Origin of the sequence: Acinetobacter sp. CIP 102136 (assembly GCF_000369685.1) — a bacterium.
In the GTDB taxonomy this organism is placed as follows: Bacteria; Pseudomonadota; Gammaproteobacteria; order Pseudomonadales; family Moraxellaceae; genus Acinetobacter; species Acinetobacter fasciculus.
Map to the genome: position 1 here is coordinate 738,652 of NZ_KB850142.1, position 25,675 is coordinate 764,326.

Here is a 25,675-nt window from a genome sequence, read left to right on the forward strand (position 1 = left end):
CATGAGTGATCGAGCAAGTCAAATTTGCAAACGGTTGGGTGAGCTTCGGGCAGAACGTGCCAAGTATGAAGCGCACTGGACTGAATGCTATAAGTACGGAGCACCTGAGCGCCAACAGTGTTTTAGTGGCAGTTCAGGTTCCGAAGGCACCAGAGAGAAACAGCGTGCTGATTTGCTGGATTCTACTGCTGCCGAATCTATCCTGATCTTTGTATCTAACCTGATTGCAGGTACCACACCTGCAAACGCGATCTGGTTTAAAGCTGTGCCTGATGGTATGGACGATCAAGCCGAACTTACACCAGGTGAACACTGGCTTGAACAGGTCGCACAATTCTTATTTCGCAATATCCACGGCGCAAACTTTGACAGTGAAATCTACGACATGATCATTGATTTCGCCGTTGCTGGCTGGGGTGTGGTTTATCAAGACATTGACCGTGAAAAAGGCGGTGGCTTCACTTATCAGTGCTGGCCAATTGGTGAATGCTTTATTGCGTCGACTCGATCTGATGGCCAAGTGGATACAATCTATCGTGAATACACCAAAACGGCTGCACAGCTTGTATCTGAGTTCGGCGAAAACAAAGTAAGTGATGCTGTACGTAATGCTTACCAGAGCCGTCCAGATGACCGTTTCAAGATCGTTCATGTGATTGAACCACGCAAGGTCAAAGCATCAATGACCAATCGTGTATTGCTGCCAAAGAATATGCCGTTTGCTTCATATCATGTGGAGGTGGATGGAAAAAATATCCTAAAGGAATCTGGTTATAACGAGTTCCCTTGTGCGGTACCACGTTTTAGAAAGATCCCGGGCAGCGTGTACGGGATCGGCATCATGTCCACGGCGTTACCAGATGCTAAATCAGCCAATGCTTTGATGCGTGACACCTTGCGCAGTGCTGAGATTGATGTGTTGGGTTTCTGGATTGCTGAGGATGACGGGATTTTAAACCCACGTACTGTACGTATCGGTGGCGGCAAGATCGTTACTGCAGGAAAAGTAGATGCAATGAAACGTCTGGATAGTGGTCGGGGCTTTCAGGTCGCAGATCCGCTGTTAGATCGCATTCAATCCAGCATCCGCAGAAAGCTTATGGCTGATGGGATGTCGCAGCATTACAACACACCACCGACAGCAGCAGAGATTTATGCACGTGTCGACATGATCCGGCAGCAACTTGGGCCGTTATATGGCCGTGCACAGGCTGAATTGCTTGTTCCTATCCTTGATCGTGCTTTTGGTCTGGCATATCGGGCAGAAGCATTAGGCGAAGCACCAGAGGATCTACAAGGCCGCAATCTTTCATTCAAGTTTATTTCACCACTGGCACGTGCTCAGAAGCTTGAGGAAGTGGCCAGTATTGAACGTCTTATGGCTTCACTTGGGTCAATTATTGAAGTCGCGCCGGATGCACTGGACAACATCAATCTTGATGCAGTACCGCAAGTACTGGCGGCTGGTCTGGGTGCACCAACTTCAATCATGCGTACCACGGATGAACTTCAGGCATACCGTGAGCAGAAAGCCCAGGCACAACAGCAGGCAGCTGCACAGGAGCAAGAATCAGCTATGGCGCAGCAGATGACAGGCGCAGTTGCTCAAGGTATGGGTAAAGGCTTAGAAGCACAAATGGTCAGTGAGGTGATGCAATGATTTTAATTATCGCCGTTCTGGCCATCCTCTTACTGATTGCGTGTTACGGCTGGTGGAACTGTTACCGGTCTAAGCAGCTTGTAGAAGCTGTGAGCGAATTTAATAAAAATGCGGTTAATGAGATTCAGATTTGGCTTTATGAAGAAAAGCAAACAGTTGAAGCACTTAAGAATGAGCTTGCCAATCTTAAGGCTCAGCCTGATCAGGAATTTAAAGAACTGGTCCAGGAGCAAGAGGACGAATTAGGCTTTGGCCATCACGTTAAATGGCGCTCACACCGAAAGCCAACGGCGCTGACCTATCAGATGCATTTCGATATGGACGTTAATGGCCAACGAATTTTAGAAGAACTCACCGTGCGATTTAAACGTAATGCTTTCACTGACAACGAACGTGAGACATGCCGCCGTTTAGGCCGTGCCGAAGTCGTGGACTTCATTATCAACCGAATTAACACAGCAAACGACCCTCGCTATGACGAGAGCCTAGAACTAGCACACATGGAGCAAAACAATGAATGAACAACAGACAACAGACACACCAGACGTTCAAACAACTGAACAAACTCACACTACAACACCACCTGCAGGAACAGAAACGCAAACGGTGCCGGGTACTGAGACAACACAGCAGAGCCCTGGTGAGCAAGAAACGCAAACAACTGAAACAGATCCAGCAAAAGCGGTACCAGAATCTGCCGATGCCTATAGCGTTTCAATTGATGGCTTCGATTTTGATGCTTTTAAAGCGGATAACGCTGAAGTACTGCAATCATTCCATGCTGAAGGCATGACCAATAAGCAAGTTGAAGCAGTCGTTAAAGCCTATGAACAGCATCAATCCGTTCAGATGGAAGCCCTGCAGGAAGAATGGGGCAATGACTTTGGTGCAAATGTGAATCTGGCTAAACAGGCCATTGAAGCATTAGGTTTTCAGGCTTCGGATCTGGACTCACCAATCGGCGCGTTAAAGCTGGCAGCCGCTATTGGTAAGCATATTCAGGAAGATTTACCACCTTCTAACACACAACAAAACGTTGGTGAATCAGTTCAACAATTAATGATGTCGGAAGCCTACTTGAACGACAAGCATCCAGACCATAAACGCGTCTATGCACAGGTTGAACAGGCTTATGCGAAGCAATATCAATAAGGGGGATTTAGCCAATGGCTAACCAAAACAAAATCACAGCGGCGTTTGTTCAACAGTTCCATGACACATACGACGTTGCGGCACAGCAAAACGAATCACGACTGCTTAAAACCGTTGTGAACCGTGGAAAAATTGAAGGTGAGTCATTCACCATCAATGACATGGGATCTGTGGAAATGCAGGCTTCTGGTGCTCGCTATGGCGACACTCAGTGGACGCATCCGGATGTGGGTGTGCGTACCGCGTTAATGTCTGATTGGGATCTATTCATTCCAATTGAACCGCGTGACCTGCCTAAGCTAAAAGCAATGCCACAAGACAAATATATGAAGTTATTGATCAGCGCACGTGAGCGCAAGATTGACGACATTATTTATACAGCGCTTGTTGGTCCAGTGACTCGCAAAGTAGTAGACGATGCCGGTACAGCAACTGTTTCCACGGTGAACCTACCAGCAGGTCAAATCATCGCACCGGCTTTCGGTACGCTGAAGCAGCAAATCACCAAAGCAAAATCACTATTCCGTGCGAACGAATGTGATGAGCAGAACGGTGAAGAAATCTTTATCACGTACACATCGGATGTTCTTAACGCATTCTTGAACGACACCATCTTGACCAACTCGGATCATGTCAACGTTCAGATGTTGCAGAACGGTGCAGTCGGTCACAAGTGGTTGGGTGTGACTTGGGTTGCTTATGAAAAAGTAGGTCAAGGCGCTACAGCTGGAACCAAGCGTTTAGCAATGTACTGTAAGTCTGCCGTTCATTTCGGTGATGCAGATATTACTAGCTTCGATATCTCGACTCGTCCGGATAAGAAGAACGTAAAACAGGTTGGTGGTGTTCATTCATTTGGTGCTGGTCGTGCCAATGAGAAGAAAGTCGTAGCAATCGACTACACACCGGCTTAATTAAAGGGGCTTTGGCTCGACATCTTGGGCATGGGGTGTCGGGTCTTTTTTATAAGGAGCAGCCAAAATGATTCAATTTCTGATGTGTCTTTTTGGTTTTCATGGTGCGACTGAGATTGGAACTGATACCAAGCCAGAGTGCCGAAATTGTTTGAAAGAAGTGGAATAAGAATATGGAAAATCAACATCGTAAAATTAATGGTTATCGTGAGCTAACCAAAGAAGAAATTGATTTAATGAATCGCATCAAAGAGAAAGGTGCGGAATTACTTGCTTTACAAAATGAACTAGCCAATCGATTAAGCACTGACTTCGAATACAAACAAGCTAATGCTATTCGCTCGCAAGTCGCTCCAAATGATTTTGCAAGCGTTGAATATCAAGAGTTCAACCGATTTAAAGCAGCAGAACCACAACGATGGGCTGCGATTGGTAAGACTGATATTCAGACTGGAATTATGGCTTTAGTTCGCGCTGTAGCACAGCCATCTGGTATTTGATACCCAACAAACCAATTCTTAAAAGCCTTCAAGATCATTAAAACTTGAGGGCTTTTTTATGTCTATTACAACCAGAACATCCATCGTCAATTATGCTTTAAGCCTGATCGGTGATCAGAATATTGCATCATTCGACGAGAACACTGCACGTGCTGAACGTTGCCGAAGTATCTATGACCAGGTGCGAAAATCAATTCTCCGTGATCATCCGTGGTCATGTGCAAAAAAACGTACCATTCTTGCACCAGTGACAACTTATCCGGCCTTTGGTTATACCCATTCTTTCCCATTGCCACGTGATTTCATCCGGATCATCAGTGCCAATACTGAAAAATATGAAGTCGAAAACCGCTACATTCTGGCCAATACCGATGCAATCCAGCTGGAATACATCTTTGATAACGACAATGAAGATTCGTGGGATTCCATGCTGGTTGAAGCTATGTCACTCAAGATGGCCGCAAAGCTATGCAAACCGAATACCGGTAGTGATGCAGCAGGGCAATCGGCAGAAGCTCAGTACCGTGATCTGATCAAGCGTGCACGTACGATCAATGCGCAAGAACGACCTTCTGAAGACATCGTGTATGAGGAATCACGCTATATCGGGAGTCGCTACTAATGAAGCAATGGCTACTCAAAAATAACCTGTCCAGCGGTGAGCTATCACCGTTACTGCATACCCGAACTGATGTGCAGCAATATGCCAACGGCGCTAAAAAACTGCTTAATGCAATCCCCCTGGTAGAGGGGGGCGCAAAGAAACGTCCAGGTACTAAGTTTCGTGGCATCTTCGCTGGTGCATTGCGCCTGATTCCATTTGTACCGAACTCAGACAATCCATTTCTATTGATCTTGGGCATTAATACACTGCAGGTGTATGACCCTTTAACGCAATCTGTAGTCCATACAGGAAGTACGCCGTACAACACAGCGACCAAAGTTGCACAGATCCAAGTGGCACACTCACGCTATCGCATGTTCTTTGTCCAGGGTGATCATCCGGTACATCGTCTGGTATGTAGCAAGGACTTTGATAACTGGAATTTTGATCAATTCACTTTTGTCACCGCACCGGTGGATGAAATTAACACTACACCTAACGTGGCATTAAAGCCAAATGGCACAGATGTTGGTAAAACCATTACGCTGACCGCTTCATCATATCCAAACTGGAAGAACACTGAAAACTACATCATTGGTGAGCGTGTTATTCATCTGCTTAAAACATGGGAAGCGGTAGCAGATAACTCTGCATCCGAGCCGACAGATCTGAATGATAAGTGGCATGAAGTCGCCTGGTATGACATTCCAGTCTTTAATGCCTCTCACATTGGCGCAATCGTAAATATCAACGGTGGCCAAGTCCGTATTACTACAATCACATCGGGTACAGTGGTCTCGGGTGAGGTGTTAGTAAAACTGAATGCAGACGTTCAAGCTATTGCCAAATCATGGACCTTAAATACTGCGGCATTTACAGCAGCTACCGGTTATCCATCCACAGTGACATTCTTTAAACAGCGCCTGGTCTTTGCCAACACCAAAAACAACCCGAACCAGTTATGGGTTAGTGCAATCGGGAATGATGGTGACTTCTTGGAAGCAACGGACGATGCCAGTGCATTTTCTATGGCTTCATCATCTGCACAGGCAGACAATATTTTACACCTGGCACAACGTGGTGGTGTAGTCGCACTCACTGGCGGTTCTGAGTTCCTGATTAGTTCAGCCGGTGCATTTACACCAGCATCTGCCCAGATTGAACAGCACACAACCTACGGCGCACAATCCAACGTCCGTCCGTGCCTGGTGGGTAATGAGCTGCTATTTGTTCAGCGTGGCGGTAACCGTTTACGTGCACTGTCTTATCGTTATGAGGTAGATGGTCTGGTCAGTCCGGAACTATCAGCTATTGCACCACACATTGCAGAGGATCATGGCGGTATCAAGGAACTAACCTATCAGCAAACGCCGTATAGCCTGGTCTGGATGGTGCTGAATGATGGCAAAGTGGCCAGCATTACTTTAAACCGTGATCAGGAAATGAATGCCTGGGCACAGCATGACTTTGGTGGAGCTGTTCGCTCAATCTGTGCCTTGCCTCAAGCTGCCGGCAATGATCTGTGCTTCATGCTGATTCAGCGTAAATCAGCGGTTGTGCTGGAGCAGCTGGACGAAACATCATTCATGGATTGTGAAATTGCGCATAACGGCGCATTGGCAAATAGAAATTTGCATAACAGCACACAGTACCGATTCCAGAATGCAGATGGCTATTTCTACGATGACAACCAGCCAACATCCGGCACGTGGTTTGCTGGCCAGCCGTTCAATATGGAAGTGGAGTTCTTGCCACCAGATCACAGCCAAGTTCCCAATACTGCAATGTTTCATAAGATCCAGGCGCATGAAACGGTTTTATATATTCGCAATTCAATTGGTGGTCAGTGCAACCAGTACGATCTAGAACACAAGTCATTTAACCAGTCTGCATTCCAGAACCTGACCTATACAGGGCCGGTCAGTGTCAGCATGAATGGCTGGTCGACCTTGCACGAAATGGAATTAAAAATAACACACAACAAACCGCTACCTTTCCACGTCCAAAGTGTAGCTATGTTGGTATCAATGAATGAGAGATAAAGATGCTTGTACGTGCAGCAACACTAAAAGATTTAGACACGCTTGTTGACTGGGGCAAGCGTCTGACCAATGAATCACCACGGTTTAAGAAACAGGGCTTTGATGAAAAGCGGGCTAGAAATGTATTTGCTTATCTGATTGATAAACATGGATCAATCCTGATGGTGACAGATGAATACTCGAATCCGGTCGGCACATTAATTGGCGCATTAGATACTGACTGGCGAACAGGCCAGAAACTTGCTTATGAGCAGGGTCTTTATGTTCTGCCGGAATATCGTAAATCGGGTGCAGCCAGTGATCTGATTGAAACATTCAAAGTATGGGCAGATATGAACAAGGCAGACCGTATTCAGATTGGTACCATCACTGGCATACATGCCGAACGCACTGTAAGCCTATATGAATCATTGGGCTTTGAACTGGTCGGCTATGTGCTGGAAATGGAGGTCTAATCATGTGTGGAGGTAAGAATTTTATTAGTGACGCTCTTAGTGGTGTACAGAATTTAGCAAATGGCCAAATGGCATCTGCTACAGCTAAAGGTAATGCCAAAACGGTTAAATCAGTTGCACTGGCAGAAGCTGAAAAGATGAAGCGACAGGGTAAAAGCAATGCTTCAACGGCGCGTGCCGTAGCTGCGGAAAATGGTGTGAATGTTGATGTAGGTGCAGCAGCAATGCTTCAGGATGAGCATATTTCTGATGCGGCTTATAACGCCTCGCTCAATATCTCTGATGCTGATTATCAGGCTAAACAGATTCGTATGCAGGGAAAAATGCAGCGCAACAACTATGGCATGAATGCGGCTTCTGATTTTGTAAGCGTTGGTGCTAAAGCGATGGGGTGGAAATAATGGCGTTAATTCCAAAATCTCAAGGTCGAGATACTTCACGGCCTGTTATGCAGCAACACACTCCAATGACTGGTCTTTCGAAAATTGGAGAAACCATTGGTGGCGTTATTGATGAACGCAGACGAAAATCCGATGAAGCCGATGTATCTGCAAAACGCGCAGAGCTTTATCACAATGATCTGGCGGAAAAAGAAGCCAAGGTTAAGCTGGATGATGTGCTGACTACAGAGCTATCAGAGCAGGTAACGTTGCTTAAAAACGATGTAGCCAACGGCGCAATGAATGCTGATACGGCCAATAAAACATTACAGCAATGGTCTGAAAAGCGTTTCAAAGATATGGAAGGTGAGCTGCCCGGGCATGCTCACCAAGCATTAAGTCAGCACTGGTCTAGCAATGTGACTCGTAATGCTACTGCATTCCTGCCGCTGCAGCTGAGTGCTGATAACAAAAAAGGCGAAGTGCTGGCTGATCGTTATCTTGAGATCGGCACACGTATGGATCGTGAAGCGGGTGCGGAATACGTCAAATCCAATATTCAAAGCCTAAATATCCCAGAAGCACAAAAACAGGCGCTGATTTATAAATACCAAGGCGCACGTGATTTGCAAGATATTGACGGACGTATCACCAGTGCCATTGAAAATAAGGACACGGCCAGCCTGCAGCAGCTTGTCACTGAAATGGATAACGGTGGTTTTGGTTATACAGACGGCCCAACGCTACAACAAAAGAAAGCCCAGGCATTAAGCCGGATCGATGCAATCAATAAACAGGTTGAAGTTGAGGAAAATAAGCGTCTGCAGTTAGCCGGCAAAGTTCTGAATGATTTTAAATCTCAGGTGCTGACTGGTCGTGCTTTGGATGATGGGTATCTGGAAAGCGTAAAGGGTGCAGTAGTTGGAACTGAGCACGAAGCCGAATACAACTTCTACAAATCACAATCAAATAACTTTCAGCAGTTTTCCAACCTGTCTACAGCTGAGCAGCTAAAGCGTATCAATGAACAGAAGGTACGTGCCAAGAATAGCAAGACCACTGATGCTGTGAATGAAGAAAAGATTTTAGGTGTCTATGAATCCATCCATAAGGAAAAGACAGAAACATTAAAAAATAATCCGAATCAGGCAGTACGTGAAGCAGGTTTAGAAACGCATAGCCTGAATGCTGGTGAACTAAAAGCCAATCCAAAATCATTTGCTGCCAAAGCGATTGATAACGGCGTGAGTCAATTAGCGCTTAAAGATCCAAACATTGTGGTGAAGCCTATTGCTGCAGAAGATCTGGCAGAGGCCAAGCAAGCGTTTGAAGCGAAGTCTGTGAATGACAAACTGGATTTTATTGGAGAGCTGATCAACCAATCAAAAGGCGTACCGAATGGCAGCAAGATCTGGTCAGCGACTATGGGGCAGCTTGGCGGTGGTGATCTAACATACCTTATGGCGGGTGTAGCACGTGCTAACAACTATCGTTCAGAACAAGGGGAAGATGTAGCAGCAGCGATTATTTCAGGTACTCAGGCGCTTAAAAATAAGCAGCTGATCATGCCGAAAGATGATCTTCTAAAAACAAAGTTTAATGAATATGTGGGTAATTCTGTATCTGGTGAAACTGCCAATATGACGTATTCAACATTCAAATCGATCTATGCGCATTTGATGGAACGTGGCAATGCACAAGGTGGAACAAACGAAACCATTGAAACCAGTATTGCGAATGCAGCTTTAAGTATGGCTACAGGTGGCGTATATGACCAAGGCTTAAAGTATGGTATCGGCAATAAAACATGGAAGGTATCGAAGCCATACGGTATGGATGATGACCGTTTTGAAAGTGAAGTCAGCAAAGGCTATGCCGCGATTTCTCAGGCCACTGGTATCAGCACAGCCGAACTGCAAGATTTACGCCTACGCCGATCTGACAAGCGATCCAAGAAAGGCGAAATCCAATATGACCTGATCAATGAACGTGGTGCGCCGTTGCAAGTGGGTGGTGTGATGTGGCGGATCAACATGCAGGGAGCAACCAAGTAATGAGTAACTGGCTATCTGAATATTCAAGCAGCGATCAAAAGCAGGTTGATCAGCTTAATGCACCAGGTGTGAGTTATGCACCCATTGAGCAAAAAGAAGAATCCAGCGCATTGTTTAAAGTGGCTGCACCGTTTCGTGGTGCGGCAGCTGGCTTTGCTAAAGTCGGTGATGCGATTGCCGCGCCGATCGATGAGATTGTAGATCGTGTTTCATACTCCCTAGATGATGTTGGCAAAGAGGAATTTAGCGAGCCGTATTCTGCCTACAAGGAGCGCAAGCAAAAGGCGCGTGATGATCTGGTATACGAGTCGATTGATTATCTTCAAGACAAAGAGAATACCGGGACAGTAGGGCGTATTGGTTTTGCTATTGGCGATTATGCTACACGTGCGGCCGCTGGTAGTGCTGTAGCAGGCCCATTGGGTGCGGCAGCTGTTACCGGTGCATCTGAGACTAACTATGTCTATGGTGATTTAACCCGGGAAGGTGTGGACGAAGAAACCGCTTTAAAAGTCGCTTTGACTGATGGTGGTGTAGCTGCTGCATCAACCTTTCTACCTATGTCGTATGGCTGGAAAGGCACAGGTGGTGTGATTAAAGATGGTCTGCTTTCCGTGGGTGGGGCATCTGGTCTATCCATTGGTGGCCAAGCTATATCAGGTGCAATTCTTAAATCTGAAGGCTACGACAAACAGGCGAAAAAATACGAAATCACAAACGAATCAGTCACCACAGATATTGGGCTAAATATTCTATTTTTTGGTGCAGCACGTGGTGCAGGTAAGTATTTCAATAATCCTGATGTCACACCAGAACAGCAGCAGGCAGCATTGGTTTTAAATGAATTGGAGTTTGAGGAAACACTGGCACCAGTGAAGCCAGCTAATCCGGTTCAGGCCAATAACCATATTAAAAACTTGGATACAGCAACTGAAGCCCTGCGCATGGGTCGACCGGTAAATGTGGTGCATCCGGTGAAAGGTGAGGACAAGCAGAAACCTGTTAATTATGAAAGCATGGCTCTACCAACGAATGCCAAAACGATTGCACGCAAAGCACAACAGGCCGGGATTCCTCCAAATGTAGCTTTAACGATTGCCCATATTGAAACTGGCGGCTCATTTAGCCATACAGCCAAGAATCCAACATCATCCGCACATGGTCTGTTTCAGGTGCTGGATAAGTCGTGGAGTAACTTGGGCGGTGGTGATCGATCCAATATTGATGAGCAGATCCGCATCGGCTTCAAGCATATGAAGCAGGCAGAAAGTTATATCAAGAAAAGTATTGGCCGTGAGCTGCAACCACATGAGCATTATTTAGGGCATTTACTTGGACCAGGTGGCGCAAGTGCAGTTTTAAAAGCAGATCCAAATACACCGCTGATTGATGTGGTTCGTAAGTACGATCCAAAGAACGCCAATGACATTGTGAAAAACAATGCCATGGAGGGCATGACGGTCGGGCAGGCTATTGGCAAATGGCGTAACAAGTGGAACAGTCTAAGCGCTCGATATGGTGGCAATGGCACCAGTACTGCAATCGGCATGGATGGATCAAGCTATGACATGGCTTATGAGGTCAAATCACTGGATGAGCTGATTGCATCCAATGATCTGGCTTATGGAGTCAATCCGCTTTATCCATCTGAATTACAACCGCGTGACCGTACCCGAGAAGCATCACGTCAACAGATTGAACGTATGGCTGAGAACCTGAATCCTGAATGGTTAGGTGAGTCCAATATGTTATCTAATGGTGCTCCAATTATCGGCATGGATAACGTGGTGGAGTCAGGCAACGGACGTACGCTGGCCATTGCAAAGGCTTATGAATCGGGCCGTGCTGAAGAATATCGGGCCTTTCTGGAACAGTATGCGGCTGAACGTGGTATCGATATTGCTGGTATCAACAATCCTGTTTTAGTCCGGACACGCTTAACCGATACCGACCGTGTGCAATTTACTCAACTTGCCAATCAAGCCGATGTTGCACAGTACTCCGCAACGGAACGTGCTGTGAGTGACTTAGATCGTCTGCCTGATGCTTCTTTGCTGAAGATCAATAATGATGGCTCAATCAATCTAGATGGCTCTATGGATTTTGTACGCGGTTTTGTAGGGTCGTTGCCAAAGTCAGAACAGGGCACAGTGATTACCGGTGACGGACGATTAAGCCAGGAAGGGAAGCGCCGTATTGAATCTGCGATTATGCAGCGTGCTTATGATGATTCGTCATTGATTGGCCGTATGGCTGAAAATCTGGATGATGACAGCAAGACAGTATTGAATGCCTTGCTCCGTGCTGCACCACAATTGGCACAGCTTGATAGCTTAGTGAAGCAGGGTGGTCGTCATCAAAACACTTTGGCAAAAGACTTGGCACAGGCAGCGCAAAAGCTCAGTGATCTAAAAGCCAATGGCCAGACCGTACCAGATTATTTAAATCAAGGTCAGCTTATTGATGATGGACTTTCACCTGGTGCGCGTGATTTCCTGAATGTCTTTGACCAGAATAAGCGTAGTACGAAAGCGATTGGTGAGAATATTCAATCCAAGATTGATGAAGTTGAAGCCATGGGAGATCCGCGACAAGGTTCGCTGTTTGGTGATGGTCCAGAAGAATCAGCCGCCTTGGATATCATTATGCAGAATCCAGATCAGCAGATTTCTGTCAGTCGTATGCGACCGGATGGTGAGATGGAAGAAATTACCATGTCTTTACGTGAACGACTGGATGAACTGGAAGCCGAAGCGCGTCAGGCACAAGAAGATACTTTGGCCGCACAGACTGCGATTAGTTGTGCTTTACAGTTTGGGGAGTGACGTTATATCTTTTGAAAAGAAAAAAGATTGAACATGAAATCACCTTGAGATAATTGCTTATGAATAATGCAGAGAATTTTGATTGGGATAAGTGGATCTCAAATACAAGTTATATGGATGTAATTAAAAAAAGTCCTATTAGTCATTTCGGTAGGGCTGTACCTACTTCAATATGTCCAGTGGATAATGATGTTTTATATATTAACTCTATTGACGAGTGGATCGATCTTAATGACCAAGATCATGTAAAGCAGTCTTTAGAAAATATAGTGCGTAGCTATTTGAGCAGATCAAGAAATAATAGCGAATTCGGGTTGGATGCATTAATACTCACTCAAAGACAATATGATTTCGAAGTGCTATGCGTACTTACACAGGAACGGTTTGATCATGTAGATGATTTATTTAATGGAGAATATGAGCAATCCCTTTTTGATGTAAAAGAATTGTTCAATGAGATGGCAAATAAGCTTAAGCCTTAAGCTTTACCCAACAAACCACACTCTAACTAATGCTCAGATGATGGAAATTATCTGGGCATTTTTATTATGAAAGACCAATGCAAGGCCGCCGTAGCTAAAGCACTCGGCAAGGCCACACTAAACCAGCAAGAAGCCACCGATATTGAAAACCGGATCAAGGACGCGATGAAGTCTTTGGCCAAACAGGATATCCAGAACTGGCGCAATTTATCCGATGCTGAAAAACTGGTGAAAGCCGGTGAGTTTGTGGCACAGGATATTCAGGCGCAATTAAAACAAAAGCATGCTATTGCTGCACGCGACATTCTCACTCAGAACAAAAACCTTGCGCAGCTGGATCATCCAACCCTGTCAGCCAGTGAAGTGGTAGACCGTATGGTGGCACCGCATGGAGATATGTCCGGCGTTCAATCGATTGACTCTAAAGCACGTGCCATTGCATCTGTTTACCGTGGTGAGCTGGTGGACTTCTACACCAATGTAAAAGGTGCTTTAGGCGTATTCACCGATGCAGAACTGGTACAGAGAATCGTCCGTGAGCGCTTTGGTGATAACACTGGCGACCCGTTGGCCAAAAAGATTTCAGATAAGATGGGCGAAGTATTTGATGGAATGAAAGATAGATTCAATAGAAGTGGTGGAAATATTGGAACTCTAACGAATTGGGGTTTGCCGCAGACTCATAGTCTGGAAAAGATCGTATTAGCTGGCAAACAGGCTTGGGTTGATTTTGTTATATCTAGACAAGACCGCAATCAGTTTACTCATCCAGACGGAAGTTTGTATTCTGATGTGGAGTTAAAAGAATTACTCGAATACTCATTCGACACATTGAGCAGCAACGGTGCCAATAAAACTGAAATTGGCCGGCAGTCCTTTGGAGGTAATTCCAAAGTCACCAGCCGTCATTCTGAAAGCCGGGTACTGCATTTTAAAGATGCTGAATCGTGGATGGAATATCAGGCTGAGTTCGGTGGTATGCCGTTTGTAGACTTGGTGGAAGCACATATTAACGGCTTATCCAAAGATATCGCTATGGTTGAAAATCTTGGTAGTAGTCCTAAAAATGCCATGCGCATATTGATGGATGCAGCAGAGCAAAAGGACTGGCAAAAGGGTATTGATGCAAACGATACAGGCAAATCACGCAAGCGTGCACAAACCATGTTTGATGAATTCTCCGGACAGAACACACCGCAATCTGAAGTGCTGGCCAATATGGGTTTAGCGTATCGATCAATGAACGTGGCATCGATGCTGGGTGGTACCACAATTTCATCCGTCACCGATCAGGCTATGATTGCCAAGACTGCATCGATCCATGGCATTGCCTACCGTAAAACCTTTGGTGAACTGATTTCACAACTTAATCCGGCAAATAAAGAAGATCGGCAGCTGGCACACAGCTTAGGTCTGGCCACTGAGGAAATGCTCGGGTCTATCGCACGCTGGTCGGATGATGGATTAACCTCAGTACATGGCAAGTCACAGAAACTGGCTCGAGTATCCAGTGGTATTGCTTCACAGGTTATGCGCATATCTGGCCTGAATGCACTCACGGCAGCATCAAAAGTCGGTTTTACTAAGATGCTTATGCATAAATACGGCACTTTAACCCGCTCTAAAGCATGGGCTGATCTGGACGCAATGGATCGTGAGCTGATAGAAAAAACTGGATTAAATGAAAGAGCATGGGAAGTCATGCGCCTGGCTGATCCGGTGGTGGATCGTAAAGGCAACCAGTTAATGTCTGCACGTTCTATCTATGAAATTCCAGATAGTGATTTAACTAGGTTTGGCGACCCACAAAAGGTGCGTGACGAAGTGGCCACACAATTTCAGGCACACTTACTGGATGAACAGGGAATGGCCGTGGTTGAAGCTGGATTACGTGAACGTACTTGGATGAGTGCAGGGCAGCGCAAAGGCACAGGCATGGGTGAACTGGTCAAATCCATGCTTCAGTTTAAATCATTCCCAGCAGCATTCTTAATGCGTCATGGTTCACGTGCAATGGCACAGGATGGTGTGAAAGGCAAAGCAGCTTATGGTGTTTCATTATTTGCCATGACCACATTACTTGGCGCACTTGCTGTGCAGCTTAAAGAGCTGGCCAATGGTAATGACCCTTCTACCATTTGGGATAGTGATGATCCGCAAAAGACAATGAATTTCTGGACACGTTCAGCGATTCAAGGCGGTGGCTTATCCATCCTTGGCGATATTCTTGTTGCTGGTACCGATACTTCAGGGCGTAGTACTTCTGATTTTATGGTGGGCCCATTAGGTTCAGACGTTAAAGCAGTGCTCGGTTTGACGGTAGGCAACCTGACGCAGTATTACGATGACAAGGACACCAATGCAGCCAATGAAGCATTCCGTTTGCTCAAGAACAAGATCCCTGCACAAAACTTGTGGTACACCAAAGCCGCGACTAATCGCCTAGTCTTTGATGAAATGCAGGACATGATTGCACCTGGATACCGTGAAAAGTTACTGCGTAAAGCCGAGCGTGAGCATGACCGGACGCGATTCTGGGGTGATGATGTAGGTGATATTCAGATGCCTGATTTTGATAGACTTGTGCAATAAAAATAAGGCTGCAATTGCAGCCTTATTTTTTGATCTTAATAAATTATTATTTACCACCTGGACGACGATCAGCAGCACGGTCGCCACAAGATGAGCCATCTTTAGCAGACTGCCAGCTATGGTCACATGAACCAGCAAAAGTCATAGTTGTAGGCAGTGCTAAGATTGCAGCAAGAATTAAAGTTTTCACTTGAAATACCACTTATTGTAGTTTGCAGATTTGCTCAATCAGCATACATTTTAAACTATTAAAATTCTATGACTACCAAAGTAGGACACCCAACAAAGCTGCTCTAGATCCTCTGTATATATGGCTTATATACGGGGGATTTTTTTATGCGTGATGACCAGATAGAGCGAATCAAATTACTTTCTGAAGAAATTGCAGACGACATGGTCAGTACTGCGGAAGCTGCTATTGATACTAATATCAAAACAAAAGTAGGCCGTGGGGATAAATCTTTTTTGTATGGCATCGTCAAAAATCAGGCTGGCGTTATGGCAACTCTGCAACGTGTACTTGATGTCAAATCAGGCAAGGTCCCACCAATTAGCGCAACAGCAGCAACACAGGAGAAATACGAACAGCAACTGATTAAAAAAGCCGAAGCAGAAGCCGCAAAACTTAAACAACGCCTTAGCTAATGACTAAACCAAAGATTTCATTCTTAGCGTTCTTTCTGCTTTGGGCTGAGCTGCAAGGCTGGAAGGTTCCGCTATTTCATGTTCAGGTCTGTGTATTCCTTGAAGTGTTCTATCTTAAAGGGCGTACAGGCTTGCTTATGCTTCCACGTGGGCATTCCAAGTCAAGTATTCTGGACGTATTTAACGCCTGGGTAATTTACTGCTGGCCACACACACAAATTCTGCACCAGGGAACAACTGATTCAGATGCATATAAGTGTTCAAAAGGCACACGTGATGTATTAGAAAAGCATCCGCTGTGTATTGATAATCACAATGTCAGTATCCGTCAGGGTGAAATTGAACGCTGGTTTGTAAATGGCACGTTAGATGTTCGATACGGCACCATGCTGGCCAAAGGGATTCTTTCTGGTGTAACGGGCCACCGCGCACACTTCATTCAAAATGATGACGTTGAGACACCGCAGACCACCGCCAATCCGGAACAGCGGGAGAAACTACCGAAGAAATTATCTGAGCAGACACACATTGCCATACCAGGTGCAAAAAAGCTTTGGATCGGCACACCGCACACCCATGATTCACTTTATGAAAAAATCAAAAAACAAAGAAAGGTGGATAAATTAATTCTCAAAATGTTTGAACATGAAAAGCGTTTTGAGGATACGCAGAAGGACCAGAAGGTTTTACTTGATTTTGAGCCGGTTCATGGATTCTCAGGTATTGGCGTTGGTGCAAAGTATCTGCATAAAGGTGAGCACTATGAATGCCGAAAGCTAAAAAATGTCTGGGAAATTACCTTTCTTGAATCAAACTATATCGTGGATTTCTACTCCGAAGGACTTTGGGAAGAACGATTCACACCAGAAGAAATGGAGTTCCGGCGCGAAGAATGTAAAACCCTGAATGAATGGGATTCACAGTATCAGATGCATGCCAAACCTATTGGTGATGTGCGTCTTGATCCAGATAAGATTCTTGCCTATGACTGTGAGCCAGTGCTTAAACGCGCCAATGGTGAATACTTCATGATGCTAGGGGAACGCCGTATTGTCGGTATGTCCGCTAAATGGGACCCATCATCCGGAAAACTTAAATCAGATATCTCATCCACTGCATTGGTGCTGCATGATGACCTAGGGAACAAGTACTGGCATAGATCCATTGCCTTGACTGGTCCCGATATTATTACCAATGAGAATGGTGAAATTATTGGCGGTCAGGTATGGCAGCTTTGCGATCTGATTGAAGAATTCCATATTCCAAAAATTGTGATTGAGACTAATGGCATTGGCGGCTTTGCCGGTTCATCACTTAAAGCAGCTTTGAAGAAGCGAAAACTTCGTTGTGGTGTAGAAGAACGTCATGCTTCACAGAATAAAAATAAACGTATTCTGGAAAGCCTAGAAGGGCCGCTTATGTCTGGCCTGCTTTGGGCACACATTTCTGTGCTTGTTGTCGCCAATCCAGATGGTAGTGAAGAAGATGCACCAGCAGCTAAACAGATGCGTGAATGGAATCCAGCCGTGGCCAATCAACCAGACGATTACATGGATTCAGCAGCAGGCGCAATCGTAGACCAGCCGGAACGTGTAGGCAAAATACACAGAAATAACGAGGTCAATGAAGGCCCTAATTGGAGAGGGAATAGTGGCGTGATTGAAGCCACTCTAGACTTTGAAAATTAGGGGCAGATCATGGCAGTTCCAGAACAAACGCCGTATATCGAACACACTGGAAATGGTGCTACAACCAGCTTTGCGCTGAAATTCCAGTGTGAGACCAAAGATCATTTAATTGTATTAGTGGATGATATTGAACCACCGATTGCAACGTGGAGCCTAACTGGTGGAAATGTGGTATTCACCACTGCACCAGCTTCCGGTAGCAAAATAGCCTTGCAGCGAAATACACCATTTGGGCGGACTACAGATTATCAATCTTTCAATAACTCATTTCGACCACAAACGGTAAACAGTGACTTTGACCGGCTTTGGTTAAAGCTGCAGGAATTAGGTGTAGCTGATTGGATTTTAGGCGCACGTATTGATGCGCTAAAAAACTATGTGGACCGTAAAGATGATGAGCTTAAAGCCTACCTCATGGAGGAGATCCGTAAGCAGGGCGTTGCTCTAGATCAACTTGATGAATACTACAACTATTTAATGCAGCGACTTGCACAGATTGCAGTTGATAAAGGCTGGGACGCCTCTTTTGTTGTGTACGAAGGTAAAAACCTTCAGGGAGTTCTTGAGCAGCAAGAAAACCTAAACGCAGCTCAAGCTGAACGAAACAAGGATCAGATTAACGCCCGCGACTGGGGTATTCTCCCAACAAACTCACCAGAGGTAAACTCTGCAAACTGGTTTAAATTAAACAATGCTTTTCCTGAGCGTGGGGCTTTGGATATATTTGTGCCAATAGGAAATTACAAGTTTTCTGAGGGTTTTTTTATATCTCGACCTCACTGTATTCGAGGTGTTGGCTCAGGTGAGAACTGTAAAACGATCTTTAATTTTGCTGGTGCAACCCCTGTTGGTACAGTTAACTATAAAGCAGCCGTGTTTTTTGTACATGGACTTACATGGGATGATGCAGAGTACGGAATTATCAATAAACCACAAGGACAAATAGTCACAGCAGGAACAGGCGCAGTTTTAGAAAATATTGCAGTTATCAACTCAAGCGAACATGGCATTATTAAAAACGCACCCTGTAACTTTTTTGGTGTTGCAACAATGCGCAATGCTAAGCATGGTATTTTAACCACAGCTAATGTTGACCCTACTATGATAGTTTATGGGGGTCGGATATCAGGCATCGCAAATCAAGGGGCAAACGTACAGTGTGCATCGTTATTCAACGGAAAAAGCGGATTTGCTGAATTTGGTAGTGATGCTAACGTCATTAATAATGATACTTGTTTGGCAGCGTACAATAGCGAGTTTGGATTTTACGGTGGTAACTTATTAGGTAGCGTACATACCTCGTGTCAAGCACACGCAAACACATTAGGTGATTATGCCATGCAAGGCGGATTGCATGATAATAGCGGACTGCCAGAAACACCTGCAAGCAACTTGTATAACGGTTGTTACGCAGAAGGTCAGCGTGATAGTACATATAGTATTAATGCACGTTCGCTAGTTATCAGTGCGCTAGGAGGTAGACCGCAGCCCGATACTATCAATTATTTATCACCATCTATTGTTGGGTTGGTATCTAAAGGTATATCAGCAGCAACATCCGCACAACACATTTATGACGGTAAAGGTGGTGCGTTTACTAAAGTCGGTTTAGATGGTATTAAAATTGGTAGTGATGCAGTAAAAACATCATCATTTGATATACAGTCAAATGCACTTGGGCGTGTATATCTTGGCTCAGACGGTAACGCAGGTATTCTATTTTTCCTACAGGATTTTAGCACGACACTTAAAGCAAACCGCCCGTGGTTGAATGGTTTATCAATGGGTAACACGCACAGTCAAACCGTAGGCACAGCAGCCCCGACTACAGGAGCTTGGGACAGAGGAAATATTGTCTGGAACGAATCTCCGACAGCAGGCGGCAAAATTGGCTGGGTGTGTGTGGCAGGCGGTAGCCCAGGAGTGTGGAGACCATTCGGAGCTATTGATGCTTAATAAATAAATATAGTGTTTTCCACACAACAAATCACTATCAACCCTGATCTTTAATTAGATCAGGGTTTTTTAATGTCAAAAATTGGGGGCGGCATGTCCGATCAAAAAACAGCAGTAATGGAAATGGCAGCGACTGTCTCATCCGCTGCATCAAAAACAACGTATGCGGGGGCTGCTTCTGGTTTTGTGGCATGGCTTGCATCAATCGACGTTCTCGCATGGCTGGGTATCACGATTGCTTTAGGTGGCTTCGCAGTGAACTGGTACTACAAGCGACTTGAGAACAAACGAGCCGATGAGATCCACAAACTAAAAGTAGAGCAATGGGAGAAATATTACGATGTCAAACAAGACTAAATACTATGTGATTGGTTCTTCTCTTGTGCTTGCCGCAGGGATGTGGATCACTGGTCCAAGTGAAGAACAGGTGCAAGCCACAGCAATAAAAGAAGGTTATACATCCAAGCCAGTGATTCCGGTTAAAGGAGATGTACCGACCATTGGCCACGGCACTACAGTCTATCCAAACGGTGTGCGCGTCAAAATGACTGATCCAGCGATTGACCGCAAACAGGCATTCGAATATCTCAAATTGCATATGGATAAAGATGCACAGCGATTTAACAAAACCATTCTGAATATTCCAATTTCCCAGCCTGAGTATGATCTCTACCTTGATTTCACCTATCAATACGGCACAAGTGCATGGTCTGGATCGTCAATGCTTCGTCATTTGAAAGCGCGTGAATATGTCCAGGCGTGTAAGTCACTTTTGAAATGGAAGTATGTGGCCAAACGCGACTGCAGTATTCGTTCTAACAATTGCTATGGCGTGTGGACCCGACAAGTTGAACGCTACAACAAATGCATGGGAGTGAACTAAATGCCACTTTTAATGCTGATCTGGAACAACAAACGCTGGTCCCTGATTGTGGTGCTGTGCATTGTAATTGTCTGCCAGCTATTTCAGGCCAATCGTTTAGCCGGGGATTTACGCAAAGCTGAAACGACATGCCAGGACAAAATCAATAAAAAGCTAAAGCCATATCTGGATGCTGAAAAGGAAGCACAGAAGCTGGCCAACAAAGCAGGTGAAGAATATGAGGAATCGAAAGAAGTTGAGCGCGTTAAAACCGAAACGATTACACGTGAAGTGCAAAAGATCGTGGAACGTCCTGTTTATATCCACACTAATTGCTTTGATGACGATGGGGTGTCAGCAGCCAATGCCGCTGGTAATACCAGCCAACCTTAAAATGCCTTGTCCAGATTTATTAGAATTGAAGTCTGGCCAAGCAAAAGAAGTACTGCAGGTGATGGTGGATGACCGGCGAAAATATGTGAATTGTCAGGCTAAGCATAAAGCTATCATTTCAATTATAGAAAAGCCCTCTAAGTGAGGGCTTTAATTTATCCTATTGTTCCCAATACTGGGATCATTCTAGGCCCTGCCTTTCTCGCCTTGCCCACGATCTCGACCAATTCATCATAAGTTAAATTGAATGAGTCCGAACTATCGAAAACATAGACTACATTCTTATCCTTAAGCTCCTCTGGCTTTTCCGGAATAAAGCGAGCAGGAATTAATTGCTGTGTTAGTTTTTCATCAGTTAGTGGTTTAGGCAGATTATTTAAATCGAAGTCCGAAAATTTCATTAACTCTTTCCTCTCTACTGGATTTTTTGCTTATACTAAAACAAGGTATATATTTGAATGTGTACAAGAATGTGTACATAAAAATATAATTTAAATAATCTTTAAGATAAATGTTATTTAAATTAATTGCTTATAAAACTGACCATCCATATCGAAAATTATGGTAGGTTTTTCAGAGCATTTTGACATATTTAGGTTTTCTATGTTTAAAGCAACAGCAGCACCACAAGATCCAATGATTTTGCAGTTTGTGCCCATTTTGACACAAGCCTGTGAAATTTTGCGAGAAGAATATCAGCGTTATTGTTCTGGTGCAGCTTTTGATGTCATCAAAAAAAATGATAATTCTCCGGTGACTCAGGCAGATTTTCGGGTTAATACTTATCTGACCCAAGCTTTGGCAGAGATTTCCAGCTTGCCTTTACTGTCTGAAGAAGGACAGGAACATGAACGCCGCTCATGGTCAGAATTCTGGTTACTGGATCCATTAGATGGCACTAAAGAGTTTTTGCACCAGCGCCCCGAATTTACCATTAATTTGAGTCTGGTCAGAGGCAGTTTGACCACTTTTGCCATATTGGCGGTTCCAGAGCAGCAACTGATTTATTTCTGTCCTGAGCAGGGCTTGCCTTATAAATATGATATTCAAACTAGAACATGGTTTGCTTATGCAATGTCTTCGACATCTAAAATGATTGCTGTGGGACTGAGCCAAAGTAGCCAGCAGAAACCAAAATATCTGGAGTATTTGCAAAGTTTGGCCAAGCTCACGCAATACACTGAATTTAAAGCGGGCAGTGCCTATAAATTTTGCATGATGCTAGAAGATCAGGTGGATATCTATCCACGGTTTCATCCGACCTCGGAATGGGATACCAGCGCTGGTCAATGTATGCTCGAACGGATTGGTGGTGGTCTGGTCGATTTAGAAGGTCGTCCATTTATTTATAATCATCGGGATACCTTGCTGAATGGCGGATTCATTGCTTATAAGAATAATGATATGAAAATTATTGCATTGCAGGCAGTGTCTGACATGCAGGCCGAGCATTGAGCAAAATTCTGAGCGTGTTATAGTGGTGCTTAACCTATTACCAATCCAGAGTTGGCTGTAACGTGTCCCTGAAACTGCTTCCACCGAGTATGTTGAGTGCAATTGATTTATTGCCCGATGTACAAACGCCTGTCACCTTATTCACACGGCATTCGATTCGTGAGGAGGTTCCGGGTCAAGGTTTGGCAGGCTATGATCTGCAACTGACCAATCAGGGACGGGATCTGGCGCAAGAGTGGGGTGCTTATCTGGCTGATCAAACTGATCGTGTGATTCATCACTGTATTTCAAGTCCGATTCAGCGTTGTATTGATACCGCTGCATTGATGATTGAGGGGGCAGATGCGGTTACCCCTGAGCAGAATACCCATCGTATTGAAATTATTGAACAGGGACTTCTAGTGGAGCCTGGCAGCTTTGTGCTGGATATTCAAAAAGCAGGGCCTTATTTTGCCAAGCAAGGTGCGCTCGGTTTTATTAACAGTTTTGTCAATAATGCCTTGCCGGGGATGAAACAGCCGATTCATGGCGTAGTGGATGTACTAGAACTGATTTACAACACCCATCCACAAAATAAATATGGGCTAAGTTTGGCCGTTAGCCACGACACTATTCTCGCAGCCATGATTGCGGTGATGTCAGGGCGTCAGGATGTCAGTCGGGAAGACTGGCCGAAAATGATGGAAGGTCTGTTTGTCTGGTTTGAGGGTGATGTATTCTTGGAATCTAAGCTGAAATGGATCTGGCGCGGTCAGGTACATGAACTGGATATTGCTGATTTTAAACGTTCCCAACTTTCTTAAATGAAAATATTCTTTCAAAACTCAATTGTTCGCAGCAGTTGAGTTTTTTTATTGGGGAGTTAAAAATTATAAAAAGGATGTGGCCTTTCATATTGATCATTCAATAAAAGTCAGGCTAAAACGATAAAAATAAATTCTAAACTGCTTCTTTTACATTTATAGGGTGAAAATTCAATAATGTAAGTATAAAAATTATCTATGCTTAATAAATATAGAAATATTCATCTTGAGGAAAAACTATGAAAATTATCACAATTTTTAGCCTGATCGCGATTCTGGGTTTAACCGCATGTCAAAAGCGGGACACTGACAATACGAAACAGGATAAAACCACTTCGCCATCTTCTATGGATAAAGATCAATAATCTAAAAAGGGGGGCGAATCAGTTTTTTATCTCATCGTATCGGCTAGATGAGGGGCATCTAAACGGATTGTTTTTCTGATTTCTTGAAATTTCAGGCACAAAAAAAGCCCTAAAAAGGGCTTTTTTCATTTGCGATTAGTTAGAAGCTAGTGCTTTAACTTGCGCGTTCAAGCGGCTCTTATGACGAGCTGCTTTGTTTTTATGGATGATGCCTTTGTCAGCCATACGGTCGATTACTGGAACAAGCGATTTGTACGCTTCAGTAGCAACTGCATAGTCATTAGTGCTGATAGCAGCTAATGTACGTTTAAGATAGGTACGAACCATAGAACGCAAGCTTGCGTTGTGTTTGCGTGCTTTAACGTTTTGACGAGCACGTTTTTTAGCTTGAGCAGAGTTTGCCACTCGTGCACTCCTTGAAATAGATTGGTCTGGGCGGGCTGAAACTCAACTGAAAACCAACATCAGAGGAATTATCACCAGCCCGTAAACAAGTGCCATATTTTGATTAAACTAAGCACCGAAGTCAAGTCTTGACATGCTTTGACAACATTTTAGATGCAGAAAAATTCTAAAGAAAACGTTAGATTAGTATTCCACCTAGGAGATCGTATAAAAAATGACTAAATCACTGACTCATCCCATCGTGATAGGTGCCACCGGCTTGGTGGGAAAACAACTGATAAAACGTTTGCAAGATGAGCCGACTTGCCAGCAGATTACTGCAGTGGTCAGAAAACATCAAAATGATCTGGATGCTTTGGATAAAGTTCAACAACTGGTACTGGAAGATTTCCTGATGTTGAATGATCAGGATGTCAGCAAGCATAGCCATGGTTTTAGCTGCCTGGGCAGCACCATGAAAAAGGCCGGATCCAAACAGGCATTTTATAGTATTGACTATACCATAAATGCTCACTTTGCAGAGCTGTTACAACAAACTTCAGCGCATTACCTGTTGCTGAGTGCAATGGGTGCCGATCCACAATCTCATTTTTACTATAATCGGGTCAAAGGTGAGCTGGAAGAATATGTACAAACATTGACTCTGGACAGAATCAGCCTGATTCGACCTTCATTGCTCATTGGTGAACGTCCGGAGCAGCGTTTTTTGGAAGATATCGCGCAGCAGGTTTACCACAAAGTATCGCGTTTTATTCCAGATAGTTTTGCCTATAAGCCAGTGACAGCTGATCAGGTGGCTCATACTATGGTCGAGGCCGCGCTGACTCAGACGGTAAAATTTGAAATTTATGATAATTTACGCATACAAAAAATGAAATGAGGGGAAAACACCGTGTCTACAGCAGCATTTGTCACCTGTGACTTGTTAGATGATCATCCAGAATTAGAGCTTCAGGTAGTTACACCTTGCCTGGACGGTAAATTTTTCAAGAGTTATGGGGCGCGCAAAACCTTTGGCGGTCAGATTGTGACAGTAAAATGTTTTGAAGATAACTCACGGGTGAAAGAGTTATTGGCCACAGATGGAACAGGCAAGGTCCTGGTGGTGGATGGTGGTGCCTCCATGCGCTGTGCCTTGATGGGTGACCTGATTGCCGAATCAGCGGTAAAAAATCACTGGAATGGCGTCATTATTTACGGTTGTGTCCGTGATGTGGATGCGATTGCTGAACTTGATCTGGGAGTGCATGCATTGGCGGCTATTCCACAGAAGAGCAACCGTAAAGGCGTGGGTGAGGTCGATATCGCTCTCTGTTTTGGTGGGGTCACATTTAACTCTGGCGATTATGTCTATGCGGACAATAATGGTATTGTGGTGTCCAAAATAGCCTTAGTGGCTTAATCGGCCAGAATCTGCATTTCTGCATGAAAGAATAACAACAA

Annotated in this window: 27 protein-coding genes; 24 read left to right on the forward strand and 3 right to left on the reverse strand. The window is 44.6% G+C overall.

Annotation, left to right across the window (positions count from 1 at the left end; all coding sequences use genetic code 11):
* Position 1: 1 nt before the first annotated feature.
* From F893_RS09065 to F893_RS09125, 13 genes are all read left to right on the forward strand, one after another.
* Positions 2–1,660: a portal protein gene (locus tag F893_RS09065; RefSeq protein WP_005251555.1), complete on the forward strand. Its 1,659-nt coding sequence runs from the start codon at positions 2–4 to the stop codon at positions 1,658–1,660.
* Positions 1,657–2,181, forward strand: a complete 525-nt coding sequence (locus tag F893_RS09070) for a Bbp19 family protein (RefSeq protein WP_005251556.1) — start codon at positions 1,657–1,659, stop codon at positions 2,179–2,181. Before F893_RS09065 ends, F893_RS09070 begins: the two co-directional genes overlap by 4 nt.
* Entirely contained in the window at positions 2,174–2,812 is a 639-nt protein-coding gene (locus tag F893_RS09075) for a hypothetical protein (RefSeq protein ID WP_005251557.1), read from the forward strand. Before F893_RS09070 ends, F893_RS09075 begins: the two co-directional genes overlap by 8 nt.
* A gap of 14 nt (positions 2,813–2,826) precedes the next feature.
* Positions 2,827–3,726 (forward strand): phage capsid protein, encoded by a 900-nt coding sequence (locus F893_RS09080; protein WP_005251558.1) that lies wholly within the window; start codon positions 2,827–2,829, stop codon positions 3,724–3,726.
* Between the two features lie 173 nt (positions 3,727–3,899).
* Positions 3,900–4,226 carry an Acb2/Tad1 domain-containing protein gene (locus F893_RS09085; RefSeq protein ID WP_005251560.1) on the forward strand — a complete coding sequence of 109 codons (327 nt, stop codon included), beginning with the start codon at positions 3,900–3,902 and terminating at the stop codon, positions 4,224–4,226.
* Positions 4,227–4,284: 58 nt separating this feature from the next.
* Entirely contained in the window at positions 4,285–4,848 is a 564-nt protein-coding gene (locus F893_RS09090) for a phage connector family protein (protein WP_005251562.1), read from the forward strand.
* Positions 4,848–6,872 (forward strand): phage tail protein, encoded by a 2,025-nt coding sequence (locus F893_RS09095; protein ID WP_005251563.1) that lies wholly within the window; start codon positions 4,848–4,850, stop codon positions 6,870–6,872. The genes F893_RS09090 and F893_RS09095 overlap by 1 nt, the downstream gene beginning before the upstream one ends.
* Before the next feature lie 2 nt (positions 6,873–6,874).
* Positions 6,875–7,327, forward strand: a complete 453-nt coding sequence (locus F893_RS09100) for a GNAT family N-acetyltransferase (RefSeq protein ID WP_005251564.1) — start codon at positions 6,875–6,877, stop codon at positions 7,325–7,327.
* A 2-nt stretch (positions 7,328–7,329) separates the two neighbouring features.
* A complete protein-coding gene (locus F893_RS09105) occupies positions 7,330–7,728 on the forward strand; it encodes a hypothetical protein (protein ID WP_005251565.1) in 399 nt (132 codons plus the stop codon).
* Positions 7,728–9,761 (forward strand): hypothetical protein, encoded by a 2,034-nt coding sequence (locus F893_RS09110; RefSeq protein WP_005251566.1) that lies wholly within the window; start codon positions 7,728–7,730, stop codon positions 9,759–9,761. Before F893_RS09105 ends, F893_RS09110 begins: the two co-directional genes overlap by 1 nt.
* Positions 9,761–12,586, forward strand: coding sequence for a hypothetical protein (locus tag F893_RS09115; RefSeq protein WP_005251567.1), 2,826 nt, complete (start codon positions 9,761–9,763; stop codon positions 12,584–12,586). Before F893_RS09110 ends, F893_RS09115 begins: the two co-directional genes overlap by 1 nt.
* 59 nt (positions 12,587–12,645) lie before the next feature.
* Complete coding sequence (locus F893_RS09120) at positions 12,646–13,068, forward strand: hypothetical protein (RefSeq protein ID WP_005251576.1); 423 nt, start codon at positions 12,646–12,648, stop codon at positions 13,066–13,068.
* Positions 13,069–13,134: 66 nt separating this feature from the next.
* Positions 13,135–15,660 (forward strand): hypothetical protein, encoded by a 2,526-nt coding sequence (locus F893_RS09125; RefSeq protein ID WP_005251577.1) that lies wholly within the window; start codon positions 13,135–13,137, stop codon positions 15,658–15,660.
* 46 nt (positions 15,661–15,706) lie between these two features.
* Here F893_RS09125 and F893_RS18100 read toward each other — a convergent pair whose 3' ends face one another.
* Entirely contained in the window at positions 15,707–15,850 is a 144-nt protein-coding gene (locus F893_RS18100) for a hypothetical protein (RefSeq protein ID WP_171066772.1), read from the reverse strand.
* Positions 15,851–15,996: 146 nt separating this feature from the next.
* Between F893_RS18100 and F893_RS09130 the strand changes: the two genes are divergently transcribed.
* From F893_RS09130 to F893_RS09155, 6 genes are all read left to right on the forward strand, one after another.
* Positions 15,997–16,305 (forward strand): hypothetical protein, encoded by a 309-nt coding sequence (locus tag F893_RS09130; RefSeq protein WP_005251578.1) that lies wholly within the window; start codon positions 15,997–15,999, stop codon positions 16,303–16,305.
* Positions 16,305–17,993, forward strand: coding sequence for a phage terminase large subunit (gene terL / locus F893_RS09135; protein ID WP_005251579.1), 1,689 nt, complete (start codon positions 16,305–16,307; stop codon positions 17,991–17,993). Before F893_RS09130 ends, terL begins: the two co-directional genes overlap by 1 nt.
* Before the next feature lie 9 nt (positions 17,994–18,002).
* Complete coding sequence (locus F893_RS09140) at positions 18,003–19,949, forward strand: hypothetical protein (protein WP_005251580.1); 1,947 nt, start codon at positions 18,003–18,005, stop codon at positions 19,947–19,949.
* 72 nt (positions 19,950–20,021) lie between these two features.
* Entirely contained in the window at positions 20,022–20,306 is a 285-nt protein-coding gene (locus F893_RS09145; protein ID WP_005251582.1) for a holin, read from the forward strand.
* A complete protein-coding gene (locus tag F893_RS09150; protein WP_005251585.1) occupies positions 20,290–20,832 on the forward strand; it encodes a glycoside hydrolase family protein in 543 nt (180 codons plus the stop codon). The genes F893_RS09145 and F893_RS09150 overlap by 17 nt, the downstream gene beginning before the upstream one ends.
* Positions 20,833–21,204, forward strand: a complete 372-nt coding sequence (locus F893_RS09155) for a hypothetical protein (protein WP_005251587.1) — start codon at positions 20,833–20,835, stop codon at positions 21,202–21,204.
* Positions 21,205–21,359: 155 nt separating this feature from the next.
* Here the strand turns inward: F893_RS09155 and F893_RS09165 are convergent, their stop codons facing one another.
* The gene (locus F893_RS09165; protein WP_005251589.1) at positions 21,360–21,605 is read right to left on the reverse strand and encodes a hypothetical protein; all 246 of its coding nucleotides are present in this window, start codon (positions 21,603–21,605) and stop codon (positions 21,360–21,362) included.
* A 202-nt stretch (positions 21,606–21,807) separates the two neighbouring features.
* Between F893_RS09165 and F893_RS09170 the strand changes: the two genes are divergently transcribed.
* The 3 genes from F893_RS09170 to F893_RS18390 all read left to right on the forward strand — a co-directional run bounded on the left by F893_RS09170 (position 21,808) and on the right by F893_RS18390 (position 23,827).
* Positions 21,808–22,659 (forward strand): 3'(2'),5'-bisphosphate nucleotidase CysQ family protein, encoded by an 852-nt coding sequence (locus F893_RS09170; protein ID WP_004279870.1) that lies wholly within the window; start codon positions 21,808–21,810, stop codon positions 22,657–22,659.
* Between the two features lie 62 nt (positions 22,660–22,721).
* Positions 22,722–23,462 carry a histidine phosphatase family protein gene (locus F893_RS09175; RefSeq protein WP_004279869.1) on the forward strand — a complete coding sequence of 247 codons (741 nt, stop codon included), beginning with the start codon at positions 22,722–22,724 and terminating at the stop codon, positions 23,460–23,462.
* Between the two features lie 239 nt (positions 23,463–23,701).
* Entirely contained in the window at positions 23,702–23,827 is a 126-nt protein-coding gene (locus tag F893_RS18390; protein WP_004729839.1) for a hypothetical protein, read from the forward strand.
* Positions 23,828–23,962: 135 nt separating this feature from the next.
* Here F893_RS18390 and rpsT read toward each other — a convergent pair whose 3' ends face one another.
* Positions 23,963–24,232 carry a 30S ribosomal protein S20 gene (gene rpsT / locus F893_RS09180; RefSeq protein WP_004279868.1) on the reverse strand — a complete coding sequence of 90 codons (270 nt, stop codon included), beginning with the start codon at positions 24,230–24,232 and terminating at the stop codon, positions 23,963–23,965.
* A 214-nt stretch (positions 24,233–24,446) separates the two neighbouring features.
* Between rpsT and F893_RS09185 the strand changes: the two genes are divergently transcribed.
* Together F893_RS09185 and rraA are read left to right on the forward strand one after the other, a co-directional pair.
* Positions 24,447–25,112 (forward strand): NAD(P)H-binding protein, encoded by a 666-nt coding sequence (locus F893_RS09185; RefSeq protein ID WP_005251593.1) that lies wholly within the window; start codon positions 24,447–24,449, stop codon positions 25,110–25,112.
* Between the two features lie 12 nt (positions 25,113–25,124).
* On the forward strand, positions 25,125–25,634 hold the full coding sequence (rraA, locus tag F893_RS09190) for a ribonuclease E activity regulator RraA (RefSeq protein WP_005251595.1): 510 nt from the start codon (positions 25,125–25,127) through the stop codon (positions 25,632–25,634).
* The last annotated feature ends 41 nt before the right edge of the window (positions 25,635–25,675 follow it).